Origin of the sequence: Stenotrophomonas sp. S39 (genome assembly GCF_016624665.1) — a bacterium.
In the GTDB taxonomy this organism is placed as follows: domain Bacteria; phylum Pseudomonadota; class Gammaproteobacteria; order Xanthomonadales; family Xanthomonadaceae; genus Stenotrophomonas.
Genome location: NZ_JACVTT010000054.1, coordinates 1 through 24330 on the forward strand (window position 1 = coordinate 1; position 24330 = coordinate 24330).

24 protein-coding genes are annotated in these 24330 nt (G+C 69.8%); all 24 read left to right on the top strand.

The features are described 5' to 3' along the window. Positions 1-261: 261 nt before the first annotated feature. The 24 genes from IAE41_RS14170 (at position 262) to IAE41_RS14285 (ending at position 24112) form a co-directional block, all read left to right on the top strand. Positions 262-1659 carry a cytochrome ubiquinol oxidase subunit I gene (locus IAE41_RS14170; protein ID WP_200733552.1) on the top strand — a complete coding sequence of 466 codons (1398 nt, stop codon included), beginning with the start codon at positions 262-264 and terminating at the stop codon, positions 1657-1659. Between the two features lies 1 nt (position 1660). After that, positions 1661-2674 (top strand): cytochrome d ubiquinol oxidase subunit II, encoded by a 1014-nt coding sequence (cydB, locus tag IAE41_RS14175; RefSeq protein WP_200733553.1) that lies wholly within the window; start codon positions 1661-1663, stop codon positions 2672-2674. Between the two features lie 218 nt (positions 2675-2892). After that, entirely contained in the window at positions 2893-3636 is a 744-nt protein-coding gene (locus tag IAE41_RS14180) for a beta-ketoacyl synthase chain length factor (protein WP_200733554.1), read from the top strand. Continuing rightward, positions 3629-4426 carry a lysophospholipid acyltransferase family protein gene (locus IAE41_RS14185; protein ID WP_079224235.1) on the top strand — a complete coding sequence of 266 codons (798 nt, stop codon included), beginning with the start codon at positions 3629-3631 and terminating at the stop codon, positions 4424-4426. Before IAE41_RS14180 ends, IAE41_RS14185 begins: the two co-directional genes overlap by 8 nt. Then, positions 4413-4670, top strand: a complete 258-nt coding sequence (locus tag IAE41_RS14190) for a phosphopantetheine-binding protein (RefSeq protein WP_005411610.1) — start codon at positions 4413-4415, stop codon at positions 4668-4670. Before IAE41_RS14185 ends, IAE41_RS14190 begins: the two co-directional genes overlap by 14 nt. 16 nt (positions 4671-4686) lie before the next feature. Continuing rightward, the gene (locus IAE41_RS14195) at positions 4687-4944 is read left to right on the top strand and encodes an acyl carrier protein (protein WP_025878014.1); all 258 of its coding nucleotides are present in this window, start codon (positions 4687-4689) and stop codon (positions 4942-4944) included. Positions 4945-4966: 22 nt separating this feature from the next. Continuing rightward, positions 4967-5518 (top strand): hypothetical protein, encoded by a 552-nt coding sequence (locus IAE41_RS14200; protein WP_079224233.1) that lies wholly within the window; start codon positions 4967-4969, stop codon positions 5516-5518. Continuing rightward, on the top strand, positions 5511-7196 hold the full coding sequence (locus IAE41_RS14205; protein WP_200733555.1) for an AMP-binding protein: 1686 nt from the start codon (positions 5511-5513) through the stop codon (positions 7194-7196). The genes IAE41_RS14200 and IAE41_RS14205 overlap by 8 nt, the downstream gene beginning before the upstream one ends. Then, a complete protein-coding gene (locus IAE41_RS14210) occupies positions 7186-7956 on the top strand; it encodes a glycosyltransferase family 2 protein (RefSeq protein ID WP_200733556.1) in 771 nt (256 codons plus the stop codon). The genes IAE41_RS14205 and IAE41_RS14210 overlap by 11 nt, the downstream gene beginning before the upstream one ends. Position 7957: 1 nt before the next feature. Next, complete coding sequence (locus tag IAE41_RS14215) at positions 7958-8899, top strand: acyltransferase (protein WP_200733557.1); 942 nt, start codon at positions 7958-7960, stop codon at positions 8897-8899. Then, entirely contained in the window at positions 8889-10439 is a 1551-nt protein-coding gene (locus tag IAE41_RS14220) for an aromatic amino acid ammonia-lyase (protein ID WP_200733558.1), read from the top strand. Before IAE41_RS14215 ends, IAE41_RS14220 begins: the two co-directional genes overlap by 11 nt. Next, on the top strand, positions 10426-10857 hold the full coding sequence (locus IAE41_RS14225) for an acyl-CoA thioesterase (protein WP_079224223.1): 432 nt from the start codon (positions 10426-10428) through the stop codon (positions 10855-10857). Before IAE41_RS14220 ends, IAE41_RS14225 begins: the two co-directional genes overlap by 14 nt. Then, positions 10854-11483: an outer membrane lipoprotein carrier protein LolA gene (locus IAE41_RS14230; protein ID WP_200733559.1), complete on the top strand. Its 630-nt coding sequence runs from the start codon at positions 10854-10856 to the stop codon at positions 11481-11483. The genes IAE41_RS14225 and IAE41_RS14230 overlap by 4 nt, the downstream gene beginning before the upstream one ends. 1 nt (position 11484) lies before the next feature. Continuing rightward, positions 11485-13839 (top strand): hypothetical protein, encoded by a 2355-nt coding sequence (locus IAE41_RS14235; RefSeq protein ID WP_200733569.1) that lies wholly within the window; start codon positions 11485-11487, stop codon positions 13837-13839. A gap of 56 nt (positions 13840-13895) precedes the next feature. Continuing rightward, positions 13896-15164: an NAD(P)/FAD-dependent oxidoreductase gene (locus IAE41_RS14240; RefSeq protein ID WP_108747666.1), complete on the top strand. Its 1269-nt coding sequence runs from the start codon at positions 13896-13898 to the stop codon at positions 15162-15164. After that, entirely contained in the window at positions 15152-15709 is a 558-nt protein-coding gene (locus tag IAE41_RS14245) for a DUF3261 domain-containing protein (protein ID WP_200733560.1), read from the top strand. The genes IAE41_RS14240 and IAE41_RS14245 overlap by 13 nt, the downstream gene beginning before the upstream one ends. Further along, the gene (locus tag IAE41_RS14250; protein ID WP_200733561.1) at positions 15706-16896 is read left to right on the top strand and encodes a beta-ketoacyl-[acyl-carrier-protein] synthase family protein; all 1191 of its coding nucleotides are present in this window, start codon (positions 15706-15708) and stop codon (positions 16894-16896) included. Before IAE41_RS14245 ends, IAE41_RS14250 begins: the two co-directional genes overlap by 4 nt. After that, entirely contained in the window at positions 16893-17351 is a 459-nt protein-coding gene (locus IAE41_RS14255) for a hotdog family protein (protein WP_200733562.1), read from the top strand. Before IAE41_RS14250 ends, IAE41_RS14255 begins: the two co-directional genes overlap by 4 nt. Beyond that, positions 17348-18079, top strand: coding sequence for a 3-oxoacyl-ACP reductase FabG (gene fabG, locus IAE41_RS14260; RefSeq protein ID WP_200733563.1), 732 nt, complete (start codon positions 17348-17350; stop codon positions 18077-18079). The genes IAE41_RS14255 and fabG overlap by 4 nt, the downstream gene beginning before the upstream one ends. Then, positions 18079-19317, top strand: coding sequence for a beta-ketoacyl-ACP synthase (locus tag IAE41_RS14265; RefSeq protein WP_079224215.1), 1239 nt, complete (start codon positions 18079-18081; stop codon positions 19315-19317). Before fabG ends, IAE41_RS14265 begins: the two co-directional genes overlap by 1 nt. Positions 19318-19371: 54 nt before the next feature. After that, the gene (locus IAE41_RS14270; protein WP_200733564.1) at positions 19372-19812 is read left to right on the top strand and encodes an excinuclease ATPase subunit; all 441 of its coding nucleotides are present in this window, start codon (positions 19372-19374) and stop codon (positions 19810-19812) included. A 55-nt stretch (positions 19813-19867) separates the two neighbouring features. After that, positions 19868-20368: a hypothetical protein gene (locus tag IAE41_RS14275; protein WP_200733565.1), complete on the top strand. Its 501-nt coding sequence runs from the start codon at positions 19868-19870 to the stop codon at positions 20366-20368. 152 nt (positions 20369-20520) lie between these two features. After that, a complete protein-coding gene (locus IAE41_RS14280; RefSeq protein WP_079224213.1) occupies positions 20521-20781 on the top strand; it encodes a YcgL domain-containing protein in 261 nt (86 codons plus the stop codon). Next, a complete protein-coding gene (locus IAE41_RS14285; RefSeq protein ID WP_200733566.1) occupies positions 20774-24112 on the top strand; it encodes an ankyrin repeat domain-containing protein in 3339 nt (1112 codons plus the stop codon). Before IAE41_RS14280 ends, IAE41_RS14285 begins: the two co-directional genes overlap by 8 nt. Positions 24113-24330 lie beyond the last annotated feature (218 nt).

Here is a 24330-nt window from a genome sequence, read left to right on the forward strand (position 1 = left end):
GGCATGGCCCGGCGCTACCTGGGATCTCCATTGGTAGCGCCGGGCCACGCCCGGCGGATCGGCACCGGGGCCAGCGGCAGGGTCCCCGCGCATGGCGATGGGTCCGTCGGATCGGCGCCCGCAGGCCACGGGGCGCGGCCATGCCCGGCGGGTTGACCCCTGCGACAAAGTGAAGCAGCGCGTCACCCGGTCGCATCCCGGCTTAACCAAATCCTCCTAAAGTGGTCCGGTATCCCACCCGTACCCGGCAGGAGGCGTCCCTTGGACGCGTTGTTGTTGTCGCGGATCCAGTTCGGATTCGTCATCAGTTTCCACGTGCTGTTCCCCGCCTTCACCATCGGTACGGCCAGCTGGCTGGCCTTCATCGAATGGCGCTGGCTGCGCACGAAATTGCCCGTCTGGCGCGACCTGTATTTCTTCTGGCAGAAGATCTTCGCCGTGTCCTTCGGCATGGGCGTGGTCAGCGGCATCGTCATGGCCTTCCAGTTCGGCACCAACTGGCCGCGGCTGAGCGAGGTGGCCGGTACGGTCATCGGCCCGCTGCTGACCTATGAAGTGCTGACCGCGTTCTTCCTGGAAGCCAGTTTCCTCGGCGTGATGATGTTCGGCTGGGGCCGCGTATCGCCGCGCCTGCATTTCCTGTCCACCTGCATGGTGGCGCTGGGCACGCTGTTCTCCACGTTCTGGATCCTGTCGTCCAACAGCTGGCTGCATACGCCGGCCGGCTACGAAATGATCAACGGCATCGTGCACCCGGTGGACTGGTGGCAGGTGGTGTTCAACCCGTCCTTCCCGTACCGCCTGGCGCACATGGCGCTGGGCTCGTTCATCACCACCTGTTTCGTGATCGGTGGCGTGGGCGCGTGGTACCTGCGCAAGGGCACGCACGTCGAAGCGGGCCGCCGCATGCTGGTCGCGGCGGTGGCGTTTGCCGCGTTGACCGTGCCGGTGCAGATCTTCGTCGGCGACATGCATGGCCTGAACACGCTCAAGCACCAGCCGATGAAAATCGCCGCGATGGAAGCGCACTGGCATGAAAGCAAGGCAGGCGAGGGCGTGCCGCTGGTGGTGTTCGCGCTGCCCAACGAGAAGGAGCAGCGCAACGATTTCGAAGTGGCCATTCCGAAGCTGGGCAGTGTGATCCTGACCCATTCGCTGGACGGGACGTTCGATCCGCTGACCTCGGTGCCGGCCAGCGAACGGCCACCGGTGACGCCGGTGTTCTTCGCCTTCCGCATCATGGTCGGGCTGGGCACGCTGATGCTGTTGCTGGCCTGGGTCTCGGCCTTCCAGCTGTGGCGGAAGAAGCTGCTCGATTCGCCGTGGCTGCTGCGCGGCTGGAACTGGATGCTGCCCAGCGGTTTCATCGCGCTGGTGTCCGGCTGGTTCGTCACCGAGATGGGGCGCCAGCCGTGGGTGGTCTACGGCGTGCTGCGCACCGCCGATGCGGTGGGCCCGCAGAGTGCGTGGATGACCGCGCTGTCGCTGGCGGTGTACGTGGTCGGCTACGCCTTCGTGTTCGGCTGGGGCATCTGGTACCTGGTGAAGATCCTGCGCCACGGCCCGCAGCCGTATGTGGAGGGCCCCTCGCTGGACCACGGCAGCCACACCCCGGCGCGCCCGCTGTCGGCCGCCGACGAGCCGCTGGAGGAGCGCTGATATGGACCTGATGACCTGGCTGCCGGTGGCGTGGTTCGCGGTGATCGGCTTCGGCGTGCTGATGTACGTGGTGCTGGACGGCTTCGTGCTCGGCATCGGCATCCTGGCCCCGTTCGCCGAGGACGAGGACCAGCTGGACCTGATGATGAACACCGCCGCGCCGATCTGGGACGGCAACGAGACCTGGCTGGTGCTGGGCGGCGCCGGCCTGCTGGCGGCCTTCCCCAAGGCGTATGCGGTGCTGCTGTCGGCACTGTACCTGCCGGTGCTGCTGCTGGTGGTAGCGCTGGTGTTCCGTGGCGTGGCGTTCGAGTTCCGCTTCAAGGCACACCGTTCGCGGCGGCTGTGGAGCGTGGCGTTCGGTCTCGGTTCGCTGCTGGCCACGTTCGCGCAGGGGGTGATCCTGGGCACGCTGGTGCAGGGCCTGCCCCTGCAGGACGGCGTCTATCACGGCGGCCCGTTCGCCTGGTTCAGCCCGTTCGCGATGCTGACCGGTGCCGCGCTGGTGGCCGGCTACGCGCTGCTGGGCAGCACCTGGCTCATCCTGAAGACCGAGGGCCGCGTACAGGCACTGGCGCGGCAGATGACCCGGCCGCTGGTGGTGGCGGTGATCGCGGCGATGGGCCTGGTCAGCAGCTGGCTGCCGTTCCTCGATTCGCGGTTGATGGATCGCTGGTTCAGTGATGGCAATTTCTGGTGGCTGTCGCCGGTGCCGTTGCTGACCCTGGCGGTGGCCGCCGCGCTGTGGCGCAGCGCCACCCATCCACGCCGCGACCTGCCGCCGTTCCTGCTCAGCCTGGCCCTGTTCGTGCTCGGTTTCGCCGGCCTGGTGCTGGGCATGTGGCCCTACCTGCTGCCGCCGTCGATGACGCTGTGGCAGGCCGCCGCACCGGCCTCCTCGCTGGGCTTCACCCTGGTCGGGCTGGTGGTGCTGCTGCCGGTCATCCTGGGCTACACGGCCTGGTCCTACCGGGTGTTCCGCGGCAAGGTACGCGCCGACGCCGGTTACCACTGAAGGATGTGAACGGGGAGCGGCCGGTGACCGCTCCCCGTTTCGGTTTGTGAAACATGTATTCCCTGCGCGGGACGTGCTAGCGTTCGCACCTTTCCGGCCGCCAGGGGGGCTGCCGGCGACGTCCTGGACGGACGCACGGCTGCAGGAATGGGGGGCCGCCGCGCGTCGCCATGCTGTTGGCCCGTGCCTGTCTTCCGCCCATCCAAACATCACCGGTAATGATCGAATTTTCCGTTGTCGACTGGGCCGCCTGGGCGCCTGGACTGACAGAACGTAGCCAATGGATGGGCTGGGCCGACGCGCCGTTCCTGCCGCAGGGCGAGGGCACGCCGTCGTTGGCGGAAGTGCCGGCCATGCAGCGTCGCCGCATCGAGCGCCTGGGCCGCATGGCCATCCAGGCTGCGTGCTGGTGCGAAGACGCGCAGGGCGCCGACAGTGAAGTGCCGCTGGTGTTTGCCAGCCGCCATGGTGACGTGGCCCGTTCGATGGACCTGCTGGGCTCGCTGGCCGCCGCCGAGCCGCTGTCGCCCACCGGCTTCGGCCTGTCGGTGCACAACGCGATCGCGGCCCTGTATTCCATCGCCCGTGGCCACCGTGGCAACTACCTGGCGCTGGCCGCCGGCCAGTCCACCGTGGAAACCGCCTGCCTGGAAGCCGCCGGCCTGCTGGCCGATGGTGCGCGGGAGGTGCGGGTGGTGGTCTATGAATCGCCGTTGCCCGACGTTTACGCCGAATTCGCCGACGAACCCGACCCGTTCTTCGCCTGGTGCTGGCGCCTCGCGCCGTCCGGCACGGCCGGTGCCGGCCTGCGCCTGGCCTGGGAACCGGCCGCCGGTGCGGCCGATACCGCGCCCGGCCTGCTGCCGCACGCGCTGGACCTGCACCGGTTCCTGCTCTCGTCTGCACCCACCCTCGACCATGTGGCCCAGGGCCAGCGCTGGCGCTGGAGCCGCCATGGCTGAAGCCCTGCGCCGTCTCGACCACGCCTGGCGGGTTGTTGGCACCGGCCTGAGCTTCGCCGCGTTCGGCGTGGGCGGGCTGCTGCTGGGCGTGTTCGTGATGCCGCTGCTGCTGTTGATGCGCGACCCGGTCGCGCGCCAGCGGCGAGCGCGGCGGCTGGTGCAGGGGGCGTTCGCCAGCCACGTGTGGCTGATGTGCCGGCTGGGCCTGATGACGCTGCAGGTGGAGGGCCGCGAGCGCCTGCACCGCGATGGCCTGCTGGTGCTGGCCAACCACCCGACCCTGATCGACGTGGTGTGCCTGATCGCGCTGCTGCCCAACGCTGACTGCGTGGTCAAGCGCGCGGTGGCCTGCAACCCGTTCATGCGCGGCCCGGTCCGCGCCGCCGGCTACATCGCCAATGACGATGGCGCCGGCCTGGTCGATGACTGCGTGGCCGCCGTGCATGCCGGCGGCACCCTGGTCATTTTCCCGGAAGGAACCCGCACCGTGCCGGGGCAGCCGCCGCGCCTGCAGCGGGGCGCTGCCAACATCGCCGTGCGCGGGCGGCTGGACATCACGCCGGTGCGTATCAGCTGCACGCCCGCCACGTTGACCAAGGGCCAGAAGTGGTATCGTGTGCCCTCACGTCGTTTTCACGTTCGGCTGCAGATCGGCGAAGATATCGCCATCGCACCCTTCCTGGCCGAAGATGACGCGTCAAGGGGGGATGCCTTGGCGGCCCGTCGCGTCACCGACCACCTCACTCGTTATTTCGACCTGTCTGGAGACCCGACCCGTGCAAGCACTTGAGCACGAGATCAAGGAATTGATCATTTCCTCGCTTTCACTGGAGGACATCACGCCGGAGGACATCGATCCGACCGCGCCGCTGTTCGTGGAAGGCCTTGGCCTCGATTCGATCGACGCCCTGGAGCTGGGCCTTGCCCTGCAGAAGAAGTACGGTGTCAGCCTCTCGGCCGACTCGGAAGAAACCCGTCGCCATTTTTCCAGCGTGCGCGCGCTCGGCGAGTTCGTCGCCGCCCGCCAGTCGTAAGGCGCCAGGAACTGCCATGACCAAGAATGAACTGTTCGAGCGCATCGTCCGCATCCTGACCGACAGCTTCGAGATCGAACCTGCCCGGATCAGCCCGGAATCGCGCCTGTATGACGACCTGGACATCGACAGCATCGATGCCGTCGACCTGATCGTGCAGCTCAAGCCGCTGCTCGGCCGCAACCTGCAGCCGGAAGCCTTCAAGGCCGTGCGCACCGTGCAGGACATCGTTGATGTCGTGCACGGTCTGCTGCCGGGCCAGGCTGCCGCCTGACCGCAGGCCGGGCACCGCGACCATGGCACGGGCACGCATGGTCGTGGTGGCAGCGCTTTCGCTCGCCTATCCGGTGCTGGTCTACGTGGCCATGGGCCGCTTCGAGCCGCGCTGGCTGTCGCTGCTGCTGTTCGGCCTGGCCCTGCTGCGTGCGCTGAGCACCCGGCAGCCGCTGTGGTGGGCCGCCGCGGCCGGTGCCGGCCTGCTGGCCGGCCTGGCCACCGTGCTCAACCAGGCCTTGCCGCTGAAGCTGTACCCGGCGCTGGTGAACGTGGTGATGCTGTCGGTGTTCGCCACCAGCCTGCGCTTCGGCCCGCCGCTGGTGGAGCGCCTGGCGCGCCTGCAGGAGCCGGACCTGCCCGCCTTCGCGGTGGCCTATACCCGTCGCGTCACCCAGGTGTGGTGCGGCTTTTTTGTTCTCAACGGTGGCCTGGCCCTGTTCACCGCGCTGTACGCGTCGGACCGGGTCTGGATGCTCTACAACGGATTGTTGGCGTACGTGATGATGGGAGTGTTGTTCGCAGGCGAGTGGCTGGTGCGGCGTCGGGTGAAGGCGGCCCATGCCCATGGCTGACTGGATCGCCCTGGACCGGTTGCTGGTCACCGCGCGGCCTGGCCGCGACATCGGTATCTGTGAAGGTGTCGCCTTGGACCACAGCGCACTGCGCCTGCGCGCGCTGGCCTGGCGCGATGCGTTCGCCGCTGCCGAAGGCCGCGACTGGGCGCTGTATTTCGACGATGCCATCGCCTTTGCCGCGGCCCTGTTCGGCGCCTGGCATGCCGGCAAGCGCGTGTTCCTGGCCGCCGACAACCTGCCGGCCACGCTGCAGGCGCTGCAGGCGCAGGTCAGTGGCTTCGCTGGCGATGTGCCGGCCGACTACCGCCCGTTGCTGCCCGCCGCCGTGACATCCGACCGTGCGCTGCAGGCGCTGGACGAACGTGCCTGCGAACTGTGCGTGTTCACCTCCGGCAGCACCGGCCAGCCCAGCGCGATCAGCAAGCGCATGGACCAGCTGGCACGCGAAGTGGATGCGCTGCAGGCTGCCTTCGGCGCCCAGCTCGACGGCGTGCAGGTGCACGGCACGGTGTCCCACCAGCACATCTATGGCCTGCTGTTCCGCGTGCTGTGGCCGTTGGCCGCGGGCCGCCAGATCCAGCCGCGGCGCTTCTTCCATGAAGACCTGGTCGGCACCCTGGCCGCCGCCGACAGCGTGCTGGTGGCAACCCCGGCGCACCTCAAGCGCCTGCCTGAGCAACTGGACTGGGCCAGCCTGCACGGCCGCCTCCGTGCGGTCTTTTCCTCCGGCGGCCCGCTGCCGGAAGAGGCGGCACGGCAGGTGCGGCTGTGGCTGGGCGTGGCGCCCACCGAGGTGTACGGCAGCAGCGAGACCGGCGGCATCGCCTGGCGCCGCTGGGACACCGACATGCCGCCGTGGCAGCCGCTGCCGGGCGTGCAGTGGCGCATCGAGGAGGGTTGCCTGGCCGTGGCGTCGGCGCACCTGGACAGCGCCGACTGGTGGCGTACCCAGGACCGCGTGGAAGCGCTGGCCGATGGCCGCTTCCGCCTGCTTGGCCGCGCCGACCGCATCGTCAAGATCGAAGAACGCCGGGTCTCGCTGGATGCGCTGGAACGCGCGCTGCGCGATGACCCGGAAGTAGAGGACGTGCGCGTGCTGGTGCTGTCCGGCCAGCGCGAGCAGCTGGCGGCGGTGGTGGTGCCGGCGGATCCAGCGCTGGTGGCGGCCGGCGATGCCGCGCGCCGTGCCCTCGGCCTGCGCCTGGGCGCGCGCCTGGCGCAGAGCCACGACGCGGTCACCCGCCCGCGCCGCTGGCGGCTGGTCGAAGCGCTGCCGATCAATGCGCAGGGCAAGGTCACCCAGGCCGCGCTGGCCGCGCTGTTCCAGCCGCTGATGCCGGTGCCGCAGTGGGACCACCGCGCGGCCACGTCGGCGACCCTGCGGATGACGCTGGATGCATCGCTGCGCGCCTTCCAGGGCCACTTCCCGCAGGCAGCGATCCTGCCCGGCGTGGCCCAGCTGGACTGGGCGGTGCGTTTCGCACGCCAGGCCTTCGACCTTCCGCGCGGCTTCGTGCGGATGGAGGCAGTGAAGTTCCAGCACGTGGCCCGCCCCGGCGACGAACTGACCCTGCAGCTGGACTGGGACGCCGGGCGTGGCGTACTGACGTTCCGCTACACCTCCCTGCATGGCACGCACGCCAGTGGCAAGGTGGTCCTGACCGATGCGTACTGACGCTGTGGTGGCCGGTGGCGCCTTCGCGCCGCTGGTGGTCATTCCCGTGTACGACCACGAGCATGCCATCGGCGCCGTGGTCGATGGCGTGCAGAGGGCCGGCCTGCCGTGCCTGCTGGTCGACGATGGCTCGCGCGCATCGTGCGCCGAGGTGCTGCAGGCGCTGGCACAGCAGGACGGCGTCGACCTGCTGCGGCTGGACGTGAACCAGGGCAAGGGTGGGGCGATGCTGGCCGGTTTTGCCGAGGCCGCGCGCCGCGGCTACAGCCACGTGCTGCAGATCGATGCCGACGGCCAGCACGACACCGGCGACCTGCCGCGTTTCATCGCAGCCGCGCAGGCGCGGCCGGACGCGGTCATCTGCGGCATTCCCGCCTACGACGCCAGCGTGCCCAAGGCCCGGCTGTACGGCCGCTACGCCACCCACATCTGGGTGTGGATCAACACGCTGTCGCTGCACCTGCGCGACACGATGTGCGGTTTCCGGGTCTACCCGCTGCCACCGGTGCTGCGCCTGATGGGCGAGGAAACCATCGGCCGGCGCATGGATTTCGATACCGAAGTGATGGTGCGCCTGTACTGGCGGCAGGTACCGGTGGAGCACCTGTCCACCCGCGTGACCTATCCGGCCGACGGCGTTTCGCACTTCGACGTGTGGCGTGACAACGTGCGCATCAGCCGCATGCACACCCGCCTGTTCTTCGGCATGCTGCCGCGCGCCCCGCGCCTGCTGTGGCGCCGCCTGCAGGGGCAGGGCTGAGATGAGCCGCGCGCACGATGCACCGCATTGGGCCGACATCGGCGAATCCACGTCCGTGGCCGGCGTGCTGTTCCTGTGCTGGGTGCACCGCTGGTTCGGGCGCTGGCCGTTCCGCCTGTGCGTGTGGCCGGTGGTGCTGTGCCACTGGCTGGGCAACCGGGTGGGCCGCCGCGCCTCGCTGCAGTACCTGCAGCGGCTGCAGGCGCACACCGGCGCGCTCGGCCATGCGCCGGGCTGGCGCGACAGCCTGCGCCATTTCTTCAGCTTTGCCGACACGATGCTGGACAAGATCCTCGGGCTCGGCGGCCGCTATCCCCCCGAGCGTATCCACCTGCAGCGCGACCTGGTGCTGGACAAGATCGCGCGCCGCGAAGGCGGGCTGATCCTCACCGCGCACATCGGTTGCCTGGAGCTGTGCCAGGTGCTGGCCGAGCAGGTGCCGGGTTTCCGCATCACCGTGCTGGTGCACACCGCGCATGCGCAGCGCTTCAACCGCCTGCTGCAGCGGCTGGACCCGCTGGCCGCGGTGGAGCTGGTGCAGGTGACCGAAATGGGCCCGGCCACGGCCGTGATGCTGGCCGAGAAGGTGGCCTCCGGTGGCTTCGTGGCCATCGTCGGCGACCGCGTGCCGGTGCAGGGCGGGCGCAGCGTGATGGCCGAATTCCTCGGCCACCGTGCACCGTTCCCGATCGGTGCGTATGTGCTGGCTTCCGCGCTGGCGTGCCCGGTCTACACGATGTCCTGCCTGCACGAAGGCGATGGCTATCGCGTGGCGTTCGAACACTTTGCCGACCGCGTGGTGCTGCCGCGCGGGTCGCGCGATGCCGCACTGGCCGAACAGGCGCAGCGCTTCGCGCGCTGGCTGGAACTCCAGGTCATCCAGTCCCCACTGGACTGGTTCAATTTCTTCCCCTTCTGGGACCAGGCTCCTCATGACGATTGACGCCGTACCCGTGTGCCGTTTCGGCGATGCACCGCTGACCATCGAAGACGTGGTTGCCCTGGCCCAGCGCCAGTGCGACGCCGCCCTGAGCGAGGCGCCGGCCTTCCGCGCGCATATCCAGCGCGGCGCCGATTTCCTTGACCGCCTGCTGCGCGAGGACGGCGTGATCTATGGCGTGACCACCGGCTACGGCGATTCGTGCACGGTGAACATTCCGCCGGCGCTGGTGGCCGAACTGCCGCACCACCTGTACACCTACCATGGCTGTGGCCTGGGCCGTTACCTGGACCCGGCCGAAACCCGCGCGGTGCTGGCCGCGCGCCTGGCCTCGCTGGTGCGCGGCATGTCCGGCGTCAGCGTGCCGCTGCTGGAAGGCCTGGCCACCCTGCTGCAGCACGACGTGCTGCCGTTGATCCCGGCCGAAGGCTCGGTCGGTGCCAGTGGCGACCTCACCCCGCTGTCCTACGTGGCCGCCGTGCTGTGTGGCGAGCGCGAGGTGCTGTTCGAAGGCCAGGTGCAGCCGGCCGGCCCGGTGCTGGCGAAGATCGGCATGACCCCGCTGAAGCTGCGGCCGAAGGAAGGCCTGGCGATCATGAACGGCACGGCGGTAATGACCGGCCTGGCCTGCCTGGCCTGGCAGCGCGCTGACTACCTGGCGCGCATGGCCACCCGCCTGACCGCGTTCAACGTGCTGTCCAGCGATGGCAACGCGCACCACTTCGACGAAACCCTGTTTGCCGCCAAGCCGCACCCGGGCCAGGGCCGCATCGCCGCGCGCCTGCGCAGCGACCTGCACAGCGAACGCCCGCCGCGCAACGAACAGCGCCTGCAGGATCGTTACTCGCTGCGCTGCGCGCCGCACGTCATCGGCGTGCTGGAAGACAGCCTGCCGTTCCTGCGCCAGCTGATCGAAACCGAGCTGAACAGCGCCAACGACAACCCGCTGATCGATGCCGACGGCGAGCGCATCCTGCACGGCGGCCACTTCTACGGCGGCCACATCGCGCTGGCGATGGACACGCTGAAGAACACCGTGGCCAACGTTGCCGACCTGCTCGACCGGCAGCTGGCGCTGGTGGTCGACGCCCGCTACAACCACGGCCTGCCGGCCAACCTGTCGGCGGCCACCGGCCCGCGCGCGGCCATCAACCATGGCCTGAAGGCGCTGCAGATCAGCGTCTCGGCATGGACCGCCGAAGCGCTGAAGCAGACCATGCCGGCCAGCGTGTTCTCGCGTTCGACCGAATGCCACAACCAGGACAAGGTCAGCATGGGCACCATCGCCGCGCGCGACTGCCTGCGCGTGATCGAACTGACTGAACAGGTGGTGGCCGCAATGCTGATCGCCGCACGCCAGGGCCTGGCCCTGCGCGAACGGGTTGGCCTGAACGCGCAGCTGCATGGCAGTCTGGCCGACATGTACGCCGACCTGGGGCAGCGCATCGCCCTGGTCGAAGAAGACCGCGCGCTGGATCGCGAACTGCGGGAACTGCTGGTGGAGATCCGCGCGCAACGCTGGGAGCTGTATGTCGGTGAATGAGGCAATCGAACTGGTCGGCGAGATTTCGCTGTCCCCGGCCTTCCATGACTGCGATCCGATGAACGTGGTCTGGCATGGCAACTACTTCAAGTACTTCGAGATCGCACGCTGCGCGCTGCTCAGCCGCTACGACTACGACTACCCGCAGATGCTCGAATCGGGCTACCTGTGGCCGGTGGTCGATGCGCGGGTGAAGTACGTGCGGCCGCTGCTGTTCAACCAGGCCCTGCGCGTGGTGTCGCGCATCGTCGAATGGGAGAACCGGCTGAAGATCGAATACGAGATCCTCGATGCGGAAAGCGGCCAGGTGCTGACCCGTGCGATGACCATCCAGGTTGCGGTGGACGCGACCAGCAAGGAAATGCTGTACCAGTGCCCGCCGGTGCTGTGGCAGCGTCTTGGAGTGCCTGCCCCGTGAATCCCTTTACCCGCTTCCCGCGCGTGCTGCTGTGCGCGCTGCTGCTGTCCGCCGCGCCGCTGGTGCAGGCCGCCGATGCCAACGTCGATGCGATCACCCAGGCGGTGGCGCGCCCGGACGTGCTGCGTGGGCAGTTCACCCAGGAAAAGCAGGTCAGCGGCTTCAAGAACCCGCTGCATTCGCAGGGCCAGTTCGTGGTCGCGCGCCAGCACGGCGTCATCTGGACCACGCTCAAGCCGTTCCCCTCCGAAGTGGTGGTGACCGCTGACCGCATCCTCAGCCGCCAGCGTGATGGCAGCACCCGCGTCGAACTGGACGCGCGGCAGCAGCCGGCAATGCGCTCGGTCAACGCGATCATGTTCGCGCTGATGAGCGGTGACGTGCAGGCACTGTCCAGCCAGTTCAACGTGCAGGCCAGCCGCGAGGGGCAGGGTTGGCGCCTGAAGCTGACGCCGAAGTCGGCGATGCTGGCCAAGGCCTTCGAATCGCTGACCCTGCAGGGCGACCGCTACGTGCGCCAGGTGGAGATCGTGGAGGCCAACAAGGACCGCACGCAGATCCAGTTCAGCGCGCTGAGCGAAGCGCCTGCCAGCCTGTCCGCCGACGAGGCGCGCCGCTTTGACTGAGGTGCCTGACGTGGCTGCCGGCAAGGGCTCGGAGCGCCTGCGCCGCTGGTGGCACTGGCTGGGCATCGCCTGGCTGCTGGTGCTGCTGGTGCTGGGCGCGCAGCAATGGCGCCTGTGGAGCCAGGAATCGCGGATCGACACCGACATCCTGGCCCTGCTGCCGCAGGATGCGCACGACCGCCTGCTGAGTGATGTCACCCGGCGCATCGCCGATGGCAGCTCGCGGCAGGTGGTGGTGCTGCTGGGCAGTGCCGATGGCGCAGCCGCCAAGCGCGCGCAGGCCGCCTTCGCCAAGGCGATGGCCAGCGATGCCGACAGCGGCCTGCTGGTGCCCAGTGGCTCGATCGAAGGCTGGTTCGATGAAGCGCGCGCGTTCTACGCGCCGTATCGCGATCGCCTGCTGACCCCGGCGCAGCGCGAACAGCTGCAGCAGGCCGAACCGGGTGCGCTGGCCGAACAGGCGCTGGGCGCGCTGTACGGCCCGATGGGCGCACCGCGGCTGACCGACTGGCGGCAGGATCCGCTGTCGCTGTGGCCGCAATGGTGGCAGCAGCAGGCACAGGGCTCCGGCCTGCGCCTGGGCGATGACGGCCTGCTCGAAGCCGAGGGCAAGCACTGGGCCGCGCTGCAGTTCGATACGCCCGGCTCGGCCTTCCAGCTCGACGGCGAGCGCCATATCGACGGCCTGCTCGAGCGCGCCGGCCTGGCCGCCAAGGCCGCCGCAGCGGATCTGGAGATCCTGCACGCCGGCGTGCCGCTGCATGCCGAAGCGGCGGCGGTGCAGGCCAACCAGGAAATCAACACGATCGGCTGGGGCTCGCTGGCCGCGGTGCTGCTGCTGGTCTGGCTGGCCTTCCGTTCGCTGCGGCCGATCCTGCTGGTGGCCGCCTCGCTGCTGATCGGCTGCGGCGTGGCGCTGGCGGTGACCGTGCTGGTGTTCGGCAAGGTGCACGTGCTGACCCTGGTGTTCGGCGCGTCGCTGGTGGGCGTGGCCGAGGATTACGGCATCCACTGGTTCGCCTCGCGCCAGGCCGAGCCGGCCGACCGCCGCTGGAAACTGCTCAAGCACCTGCTGCCCGGCCTGTGGCTGGCGCTGGTGACCAGCGCGCTGGCCTACCTGGCACTGGGCCTGGCCCCGTTCCCGGGCCTGCGGCAGATGGCGCTGTTCTCGGTGGTCGGCTTGGCCGGCGCCTTCCTGACGGTGATCTTCTGGTTCCCGTGGCTGGACGGTGGCGAGATCCGCCAGACCCGTTTCTCGCAGTGGCTGGGCAACACCCTGGAGCGCTTCCCGCGCCTGCATGGCACGCGCCCGGTCACGGTGTTCGTCGTGGCCGCGTTTGCGCTGTCGGCCATCGGCATCGTGCGCCTGCAGAGCAACGACGACCTGCGCAGCCTGCAGTCCTCGCCGCCGGCACTGATGGCCGAGCAGATCCGCCTGAGCCAGCTGCTGGGCATGCCCAGCCCGGCACAGTTCTACCTGGTGCAGGGCGCCGACGCGGCGCAGCTGCTGGAGCGCGAAGAAGCGCTGACCGGACGCCTGCGCGCACTGGCCAGCGACAAGCGCATCGGCGGCTACCGCGCGATCAGTGACTGGCTGCCATCGCCGGCGCGCCAGCAGGCCGATGCCGCGCTGACCGCCAGGGTGGAACCGGGCGTGTTGGCGGCGGTGTCCGAAGCCGTGGGCGAGCCGCTGCCGCGGCCGGCCTTCGCCGCTTCGCCGCTGACTGCCGAGGCCTTCCTGGCCTCGCCGGCCTCGCAGCCGTTCCGCCACCTGTGGGTGGGCGCGGTGGGCGGGCAGATGGTCAGCGTGGTGATGGTCGATGACCTGTCGCGCGCCGATGCACTGGCCACCCTGCAGGGCGCGGCCGAGGGCCTGCCCGGCGTGCGCTGGGTCGACCGCACGGCCGACTTCTCCATGCTGCTGGGCCATTACCGCAAGCTGATGGGCGGGCTGCTGCTGGTCGGCATCGCGCTGGTGTTCGGCGCGCTGTGGCTGCGCTACCGCCGCCAGGCCTGGCGCGTGTTCGCCCCGACCCTCATCGCCGGTGCGCTCACCCTGGGCCTGCTGGGCCTATTCGGCCAGCCGCTGCAGCTGTTCAACGTGCTGGCGCTGATGCTGCTGCTGGGCATGGGCATCGACTACGGCATCTTCCTGATCGAGCACCGCGGCGATGCCAGCGCGTGGCTGGCGGTGTGCGTGGGCGCGGCCAGCACCTGGCTGTCGTTCGGCCTGCTGGGCCTGTCACAGACGCCGGCGCTGCGTGCGTTCGGCCTCACCCTGCTGTTCGGCATCGGCCTGGTCTGGCTGATCTCGCCGCTGTTCCGCCCGCCGCCGCACGACCTGCCGCCGGCCTGACCACGCTTCACCGCACACCCTTCCTTTCCACCTGATCGAGCAACAAGGACGCACCGATGACTACTGCCGTGGATGTTCCTGCAGATCCGACCGATGTCGAACGTACTGAAATCCTGATCATCGGCGCAGGCCCGGCCGGTTCGGTCGCCGCGGCCATGCTGCGCCAGCAGGGCCGCCAGGTGCTGATGCTGGAGCGCCAGCAGTTCCCGCGCTTCTCGATCGGCGAGAGCCTGCTGCCGCAGAGCATGGAGTACATCGAGGCCGCTGGCCTGCTGCAGGACGTGGTGGAAGCGGGCTTCCAGCACAAGAACGGCGCGGCCTTCGTGCATGGCGAGGCGCGTACCGCGTTCGACTTCCGCAGGAAGTTCTCGCCGGGCTGGGGCACCACCTACCAGGTGCAGCGCGCCGACTTCGACAACGTGCTGGCGCGCGGTGCCGAGCGCATGGGCACCACCCTGCGTTTCGGCGACGAAGTGCTGGCGGTGGAAGCCGGCGAGCACCCGGCGGTGAACGTGCGCCGTCCCGATGGCAGCGAGTACCGCATCGAGGCCGACTTCATCCTCGATGCCTCCGGTTTCGCGCGCCTGCTGCCGCGCCTGCTGAACCTGGAATCGCCGTCCAACTTTCCGGTGCGTGGCGCGATCTTCTGCCACGTGCGCGACAACATTCCGGCCGAAGCAGATTTCGACCGCAACAAGATCCTCATCACCACCCACCCCGAGCACATCGACGTCTGGTACTGGACCATCCCGTTCTCCAACGGCTGCTGCTCGCTGGGCGTGGTCGCCGAACCGTCGTTCTTCGAACGCTACGAGGGCGACGACCTGCAGAAGCTGCAGGCCATCGTCGGCGAGGATCCGAACCTGACCGGCCTGCTGGCCAACGCCGAATGGGCGGTGCTGCCGGTGCGCCGCATCACCGGCTACTCGGCCAACGTCAGCTCGCTGTGGGGCCCGGGCTATGCGCTGCTGGGCAATGCCGGCGAGTTCCTCGACCCGGTGTTCTCCTCCGGCGTGACCATCGCGTTCAAGTCCGCGCAGCTGGCCAGCGAATGCCTTAAGCGCCGCTACGCCGGTGAAACCGTCGACTGGGAAAACGAGTTCTCGATTCCGCTGCGCGCCGGCGTGAAGACCTTCCGCCGCTTCGTGGAAAGCTGGTACGAAGGCGGTTTCCAGAAGATCATCTATCACCCCGACCAGCAGCCGGAAGTGCGCGACATGATCAGCTCCATCCTGGCCGGCTACGCCTGGGACACCAACAACCCCTACGTAGCCGACCCCAACGGCCGCCGCATGCGCGTGCTGGAGGAACTGTGCAGCGCCTGATCGTCCGCTTCAGCGCGGTGCTGCTGTGCCTGCTGCTGGCCGCCTGTGCCAGCCGCATGCCGCGCCCGCTGGTTGAACTGCCGCCGCTGCGCCTGCCGCCGGCCAGCCTGCCGGCGCCGCTGGCGCTGCAGCAGCAGCTGCATTTCCGCTTCGGCAGCCACGAACGTGACCTGGATGCGCTGCTGGAAGCGGACGCGCAACAGGTGCAGCTGGCCGTGCAGGCGATGGGCCAGACCGGCGTGCGCCTGCAGTGGGACGGCAAGCAGCTGACCCAGCAGCGTGCGCCGTGGCTGCCGCCGCAGGTGCGTGCCGAGCGCGTGCTGGACGACCTGCAGTTCGCGCTGTGGCCCACCGCCGCGATCGCCGCGGCGCTGCCGGCGGGCTGGCAGGTGGCCGACGATGGCCAGCAGCGCAGCCTCTCGCGCGATGGCCAGGTGTGGCTGCAGCTGCAGCGCCTGGACGATGGCAGCGTGCAGCTGGACAACCGCGCCGAGGGCTATGCCCTGCGCATCGAATCGATCGACATGGCCGGGCAGGATAAATGACCGCAGCGATTTACCTGAACGACCTGGGCGTGGTCTGTGCGCTGGGCGAGGGCCGTGCGGCCGTGGCGTCGGCGTTGTTCGCCGATGCACCGGGCGGGCTCAGCGACAACGACACCCTGCTGCCGGGCCAGACCCTGGCGCTGGGCGAAGTGCGCACGCCGCTGCCCGCGCTGGACGACCTGCCGGTGGGCCTGCGTGGCCGCAACAACGCGCTGCTGGACGCGGCCCTGGCGCAGATCGCGCCGTCGGTGCAGGCCGCCATCGCCCGTTATGGCGCATCGCGCGTGGCGGTGGTGCTGGGCACCAGCACCTCGGGCATCGGTGAATCCGAGCAGGCCCTGCGTACCCGCGCCGAAACGGGCGAGTGGCCGCTGGGTTTCGATTACGCGCAGCAGGAAATGGGCACGGCCGCGCAGTTCGTGCGCCAGCGCAGCGGTGCGCTGGGGCCGGCCTGGACCCTGTCCACCGCCTGTTCCTCCAGTGCCAAAGCGCTGATGTCGGCCGCACGCATGCTGCGCGCCGGCATCGTCGATGCGGTCATCGCCGGTGGCGCCGATTCGCTGTGCCGCTTCACCGTGGCCGGTTTCAGCGCGCTGGAGTCGGTGTCGGCACTGCGCTGCAATCCGTTCTCGCAGCACCGCTGCGGCATCAACATCGGTGAAGGTGCGGCCCTGTTCCTGCTGACCCGCGATGCCGGTCCGGTGCAGCTGGCCGGCTGGGGCGAATCGGCCGACGCCCACCACATGTCCGCGCCCGACCCGAAGGGCCTGGGTGCGATCGACGCCCTGCAGCAGGCACTGCAGCGCGCCGGCTGGGATGCGCAGGACGTGGATTACGTGAACCTGCACGGCACCGCCACCGGCCACAACGATGCGATGGAGAGCGTGGCCGTGGCCCAGGTGCTGGGCACCACGGTGCCGGCCAGTTCGACCAAGCCGCTGACCGGCCATACGCTCGGCGCCTCGGGGGCCATCGAGGCCGCCGTGTGCTGGATCCTGCTGGCTGAAAACCCGGGCCACCGGCTGCCGCCGCACTGGTGGGACGGCAGCGCGGACCCGGCGCTGCCGCCGCTGCCGCTGGTCGCCCCCGGCACCCGCCTGGCGCGGGCACCGCAGCGGGTGCTGAGCAATTCCTTCGCCTTCGGCGGCAGCAATGCCGTGCTCGCACTGCAGGGGGTGGCCGCATGAGCCTGCCCCTGTTCGCGATCGAAGACGTGGTGCCGCACCGCCAGGACATGTGCCTGCTCGAGCGCATCGTGCGCTGGGACCAGGACAGCATCGAAGCCGAACTGGTGGTGCCCGTCGCGGGGCTGTTCATCGAGGACGGTGGCGTACCGGCCTGGGTCGGCATCGAGTACATGGCGCAGGCCATCGCGGCGTGGGCCGGCTGCCGCGCGCGCGTGGCCGGCAACCCGCCGCAGCTGGGCTTCCTGCTCGGCAGCCGGCGCTATACCAGCCCGCGCAGCAGCTTCCCCAGCGGCAGCCGGCTGCGCGTACACGCGCGCTGCGAGCTGTTGGGCGACAATGGGCTGGGGATGTTCGCCTGCCGGATCCTGGCAGGCGATGAAGAATGGGCGGTCGCCAACGTGTCGGTGTTCGAACCGGCCGACTCGATGGCATATCTGGAGAGTGGACAGGCATGACAGGGAATCGAAGCGTGCTGGTGACCGGCGCCAGCCGGGGCATCGGCCGGGCCATCGCGCTGCGCATCGCGCGCGACGGCTTCGACGTGGTGGTGCATTGCCGCAGCCGCGTGGAAGAAGCACAGGCCGTGGCGGCCGAGATCCAGGCACTGGGCCAGCAGGCCCGCGTGCTGGCCTTCGACGTCGCTGACCGGGCGGCCGCACGTGCGGCGCTGGACGCGGACGTGGACGCGCACGGCGCCTGTTACGGTGTGGTCTGCAACGCCGGCATCGCCCGCGATGGCGCCTTCCCGGCGCTGACCGAGGACGATTGGGACCAGGTCATCCATACCAACCTGGATGGCTTCTACAACGTGCTGCACCCGCTGATCATGCCGATGGTGCGGCGGCGCAAGCCGGGCCGCATCATCACCCTGTCCTCGGTGTCCGGCGTGGCCGGCAACCGCGGCCAGGTCAACTACAGTGCCGCCAAGGCCGGCATCATCGGTGCCACCAAGGCGCTGGCGCTGGAACTGGCCAGCCGCCAGATCACCGTCAACTGCGTGGCCCCCGGCCTGATCGAGACCGACATGCTCAACGAAGAAGTGGTCGACCATGCGCTGAAGCTGATCCCCGCCGGCCGCGTCGGCCGCCCGGAGGAAGTGGCCGCCACCGTCGCCTTCCTGCTGTCCGAGCCGGCCGCCTACATCACCCGCCAGGTGATCTCGGTGAACGGGGGCATGATCTGATGGCCGCCGATCGTCGCGTGGTGGTCACCGGTGCCGCCGCCATCAGTCCGCTCGGCCATGACTGGCCGACCATCGAGGCGCACCTGCGCAGCTGCCGCAATGCGGTGCGCAGCATGCCCGAATGGGATGTCTATGCCGGCCTGAACACCAAGCTGGCCGCCCCGGCGCAGGACTACGACCTGCCGCCGAACTACAACCGCAAGACCACCCGCTCGATGGGCAAGGTCGCCATCATGTCGGTGCGTGCCACCGAAGTCGCCCTGCGCGAGGCCGGCCTGTTCGAGCACCCGGTGCTGCGCAGCGGCCGTGCCGGCGTGGCCTATGGCTCGTCTTCGGGCAGCCATGAAGCCACCGGCGAATTCGGCCGCATGCTGCACGAATTCACCACCGACGGCATCAGCGCCACCACCTACCTGAAGATGATGAGCCACACCGCGCCGGTCAACATCGGCGTGTTCTTCGGCCTGTCCGGGCGCGTCTACACCACCTCCAGCGCCTGCACCTCGGGCAGCCAGGGCGTGGGCGCCGGCTATGAAGCGATCCGCAGCGGCAAGCAGACGGTGATGGTGGCCGGCGGTGCCGAACAGCTCGACGCCACCGCCGCTGCGGTGTTCGACACCCTGTTCGCTACCAGCACGCGCAACGATGCACCACAGACCACGCCGCGCCCGTTCGATGCCGGCCGCGATGGCCTGGTGCTGGGCGAGGGCGCCTGCACGCTGATCCTGGAAGACCTGGAACACGCACAGGCACGCGGCGCGACGATCCTCGCCGAGATCGTCGGCTACGGCACCAACAGCGACGGCCAGCACGTCACCCAGCCCAGCGCGGACACCATGGCCCAGGCCATGCGCCTGGCCCTGGAGGATGCCGGCCTGCAGCCGTCGCAGATCGACTACGTCAATGCCCACGGCACCGCCACCGACCACGGTGACATCGCCGAGACCCAGGCCACCGCCCAGGTCTTCGGCAGCCGCATGCCGATCAGCTCGCTGAAGAGCTACGTCGGCCACATGCTCGGCGCCTGTGGCGCGTTCGAAGCCTGGATGAGCATCGAGATGATGCGCGCCGGCTGGTTCGCCCCGACCCTCAACCTGGGTGAGGTCGACCCGCGTTGCGGCCAGCTCGATTTCATCACCGGACAGGGCCGCGAACTGCAGGCCGAGTACGTGATGAGCAACAACTTCGCCTTCGGCGGCATCAACACCTCGCTGGTGTTCCGCCGCTGGAGCGAATGAACCACCGCCCCACACCGCACCCCAAACCCGCACCCCGAACAAGGAGAAGTTTCGATGCGTCGTACCCTGATGATCGCCACGGCCACCGCACTGCTGGCCCTGACCTCCACCGCCTCGGCCCGCGACACCCGCGTCGAGCAGTCCCTGCGCGAGCTGGTCAGCTCGCAGGCCGCCAAGGATGCCGGCATCGACGGCAGCGTGCGCTTCTACCTGGCCGGCCAGCCGGTCAGCGTGCAGCAGCGCCTGGGCGAGGACGTGACCAACAAGAAGACCAACGCCGCCAACAAGAGCGACGAGGAAGCCTGCCGCTGGGTGGCCCTGTCGGCGCTGCGCGCGCTGCAGGATGGCGCCAAGTCGCGCGGCGCCAATGCCGTGGTCGACATCGTCAGCTACTACAAGAAGAACGAGTTCAAGAGCGCGACCAATTACGAATGCTACGCCGGCGCGATCCTGGCGGGCGTGGCGCTGAAGGGCACCTACGCCAAGGTAAAGTAAGCATTGCCGTAGTCCCCGGCGGTGTGCCGGGGACGCGGTCTACAGGGGGAACACCATGAAGTCGATCCACGCCGCTGCCCTGGCAGCGGTTTTTTTGTGCGTGCCCGCGCTCCAGGCGCAGGCCGCCGGCGCACCCATCCTCATCACCGCCGACGTGCCGTACCGCGAGGGCGTGGGTGGCGAACTGATCCGCGACGAATGCCACTTCGGTCAGTACCTCAGCCAGAGCATCGTGCGCCATGCCGACGGTGCGGTGGTGGTGGGTGACAGCGAGGACGGCGCCGGCCGCAACCTGCACCTGGTGGTGACCAAGGCGCACGCTGCGGGTGGCGGTGCCATTTCCGGGCCGAAGTGGGGCCGTATCTATGGCGAGCTGAAGGAGGACGGGAAGGTGGTCGGCAACTTCACCCTGAAGCGTTCCACCAACCGGCCGTTCACCTTCCGCGCCTGCACCACGCTGGAGCAGATTGCCGAAGCGCTGGGCGGCGACGTGGTGCGCTGGCTGCAGGCGCCCACCTTCGATCCGCAGCTGACCGAAGAGGTCGCGGCCAACTGAGGCCGGTGGCGGCAGGCTGAACGCCATCGCCACATTGCTGAACCCCATCGGGGAAACGCCGTCGATCGCGCCGTCATCGTCGCGCGATGGCTTTCCCCGGTGTCGGCTTTCCGACACAATCATGGCTCTTCCCGGGTTATCGTCCCGCGGACATGCACGCCTACGTCTATAAAAGCCAACTCAAGCCGGACACCTACGTCTACCTCGCCCGTCGTGATGACTTCAGCGCGCTGCCTGCGGCGCTGGTCACCTCGCTGGGTGCGCTTTCGTTCGTCCTCGAAGTGACCCTGGATGCGCAGCGCCGGCTGGCCCAGGCCGACCCGGACAAGGTCCGCAGCGAGCTGGCCGAACGCGGCTTCTACCTGCAGGTGCCGCCGTCGGTGACCAGCATGATGCGGCGCCACTATGACTGAGCTGTCGCGCCCGCGCGCACTGTCGATCGCCTTCGTCTTCGGCGCCGTGCTGGCGCTGGGTTCGGTCGTGGGCGGGCTGGCCGGTGCCGTGCTCGCCGCACTGGCGCAGCCGGCCTTCGCGCTGGGCGTGTCGTGGTGGCGGCGCAGCCGCTCGCTGCTGCCACCGCAACTGATTGCGCGGCAGGACCTGCCGGCGCTGGCAGTGCTGTGGGCCGCTGCCCCGGCCGGCCTGGCGCTGCTGCTGGCATGGCCGTTGGCCGCGCTGCGCGACAGCGGCAGCCTGGCGGCCGTGCTCGGCCTGAGTGTGCTGGTCAGCGCCGGGCTGCTGGCCGCCTGGCGCACCTGGCCGCTGTGGAACGATGTCGAACGCCTTGATGGCAGCCTGGCCCAGCATTGGCAGGCCCTGGCCGGGCGTGACCTGACCGCCTGGCGCGGCCTGCTGGTGGCGGTGATCGTGGTCGCCCTGGCCGCGCTGATCGTGCTGCCGGCCTGGCCGGGACTGTTGCCGGAAGGCGCCGGTTGGCCCGCCGCGCTGGCCACGCTGCTGCTGTCGCCGGCCCTGCACCTGCTGCTGCAGCGGGTGGCACCGGCGCCGATGGTCAGCCTGCGCAGCAGCACCCAGGACCTGCCGAGCGGCGATGCCGAGGCCCTGTTCAATGCCGTCGCCGAAAGCACGCCGCTGGAAGCGATGGCGCCGCAGGAACTGACCCCGGCGCTGTACGAGGCGGCCCGCCACGGCCGCATCGACCGCGCGCTGCAGCTGCTGCAGGCCGGTGCCGATCCGTACGCACTGCCGGACCCGCACTGGCGCGACCAGCGCAGCCTGGCCGTGCTCGCTGCCGTGTTGCCCGACCTGCGCCTGCTGCGCGACCTGATCGGCCGCGGGGTCGATGTGAATGCCCCGCACCGTGGCATGACCCCGCTGCTGGCCGCGACCCGCGACAGCTGGCATGGCCGCCCCGAAGCGGTGATGACCCTGCTGGCCAACGGCGCCGATTCGCGCGCGGTGGACAGCGATGGCAACACGCCGCTGCACCACGCTGCGCGCAGTTCCGACCCGGGCGTGGCCGCGCTGCTGCGCGATGCCGCCGCCGAAGTGGATGCGCTCAACACCGAGGGCTGGTCGCCGCTGGCCGTGGCCTGCCAGGTCGGCAACTGGCGCCTGGCCCGCTTCCTGCTCGAGCGCGGTGCGCGCAGCGAGCCCAGCGATGGCACGCCGGTGCTGCTGGCCGCCGCCGCCACCGAGGACGACGATCCGGCCGGCGTGCAGCTGCTGCTCAAGCACAAGGCCCGCGCCGACGCGCGCGACCGCCAGCGCCGCAGCGCGCTGCACGAAGCTGCCCTGGCCGGCCATGTCGAGATCATCGGCGTGCTGCTGGGGGCGGGGGCAAACCTGGAAGCGCGCGATGCGCTGGGCCGCACGCCGTGGCTGGAAGCCGCCCGCGCCGGCCGCGCCGCTGCCATCGAACACCTGCTGCCGCACAAGCCCGACCTGGTCGCTGTCGATGGCGAAGGCCGCAATGCCGTGCTGCTGGCCGCGATGGCCGAGGATGTCTCGCCGCTGCTGGTCAAGCGCCTGGTCGACCTGGGCATCGCCGCCGATGCCAGCGATCCGCTCGGCCGCCGCGCCGTGGACTACGCCGCCGAGGCCGGCCGCTGGGCGATCGTGGCCCTGCTGGACCCGTCCTACCCGCTGCCGGCGGCGGTCAGTGATGGCCTGGCCGAACGCGGTGAAGCCGCCAGTGCCAGCGGCCTGCTGCCCGACCGCCCGCCGCTGACCCTGCTGCGCGAAGCGCTGGGCTTCGGCAATACCGAAGGCATGGCCGCGCTGGCCAAGCTGTGCCAGCCCGAAGAACTGGGCGGGCTGCTGCTCGACCCGGAGCTGGCACTGGAACCGCGCGCGGTTGACTGGCTGCTGGGCCACGGCGCCGACCCGTACGTGCGCGACGCCTGTGCCGATACCCCCATGTTCGCCCTGCTGTCGCGTGGCATCGACGCGGTGCCGGCGCTGCAGGTGATGCTGCAGCGTGGCCTGTCGCCGGCCGGCCGCGGTGGCCTGGCCCGCTTCCTCGCTGCCTGCGCGCAGCACGACCAGGCCGCACGCGGCCTGGAGCAGTTGGCGCTGGAGCTGCTCGAACGCGGTGCCGATCCGTTCGCCGCTTCGCCGGCCGGTGACCCGCCGCTGTCCTTGGCGGTGCGCCTGGGCTGGCTGCGCCTGCAGCAGGCCCTGCTCAATGCCGGTGTCGACCGCGAAGCCCGCGACAGCCACGGCATGACCGCGCTGCATCTGGCGACCGCGCTGGCCCGCGAAGGCGCACTGAAGCTGCTGGTGCAGCACGGCGCTTCGCCGGAAGCGCGTGCTGCCGATGGCCAGACGCCGCTGGGCGTGGCGCTGTCGATCGGCCGCCGCGACCTCGCCGACTGGCTGGATTGGCGGGTGTGGCCGCTGCCGCGCCGCACGCTGCGCGAAAGCGACCTGCCGGCTGCAGCCATGGTTGGTGACGTCGATGCCGTGCGCCGCTTGAACGATCTGGGCTTTGCCATCGACGCCGTCGATGCGCAGGGCTGCACCGCGCTGCTGCGCGCCGCCGGCGGTGGCCACCTGGCGGTGGTCGACCTGCTGCTGGCGCGTGGCGCCGATCCGCAGCATGGCGCGGCCAGTGGCGCGACCCCGCTGTCGGCGGCGGTCAGCATGCGCCAGGTGGATATCGTCTCGGCCCTGCTCGACGCCGGTGCCCAGCTGGAACACCGCCTGCCGGGCGGGGTGACCGTGCTGATGCTGGCGTCCGCGCTGGGCCTGCCGGACATCGTCGCGCGCCTGCTCACTGCCGGTGCCGACGTGCATGCCGGCGATGCCCAGCAGCTGGGCCCGCTGCACTGCGCGGCGCTGTACGGCTTCAGCGCCCGCGACCGTTCGCGCCTGCTGGCCCTGCTGGATACGCTGCTGCTGGCCGGCGCCGAGCCGGACCAGGCCGCGGCCGGTTCGGTCACCCCGCTGCTGCTGCTGCTGGGCGCACGCGCCGAGCCGGGCACCGCCTGCGACGAACAGGTGGTGATGGCTGCGGTGGAGCGCCTGCTGGATGAGGACGTGAGCCTGGACGTGCGTGACCCGCGCGGCTTCGGCCCGCTGCACCTGGCCGCCCTGCACGGCCTGCCGCTGCTGGTACAGCGCCTGCTGCGCGCCGGTGCCGATCCGGAAGTGCGCGACAGCCTCAACCGCAGCCCGCGCGAGATCGCAGTGATGCGCGGCTTCATCGACGTGGCCGGCGAATTCGAACCGCGCGTGCCCGGCGTGTCCTCGATGGCCCGGTTCCTGCGCGACAACGGCTGATCCCTGTAAAAGGGTAGTGCCGGCCGCTGGCCGGCAACTTCATGAAACCTCCGGGATCTCGAGATTGCCGGCCAGCGGCCGGCACTACCGGGCCCGCCATCGACCGGGTGGGTGCCGACCGTTGGTCGGCATGAGATTCTGGGTGGGTGCCGACCGTTGGTCGGCACCCCTTTTTATAGGCGCGTTTTTCCTGGGGCCGGGCGGGGGGGGGGGGGGGG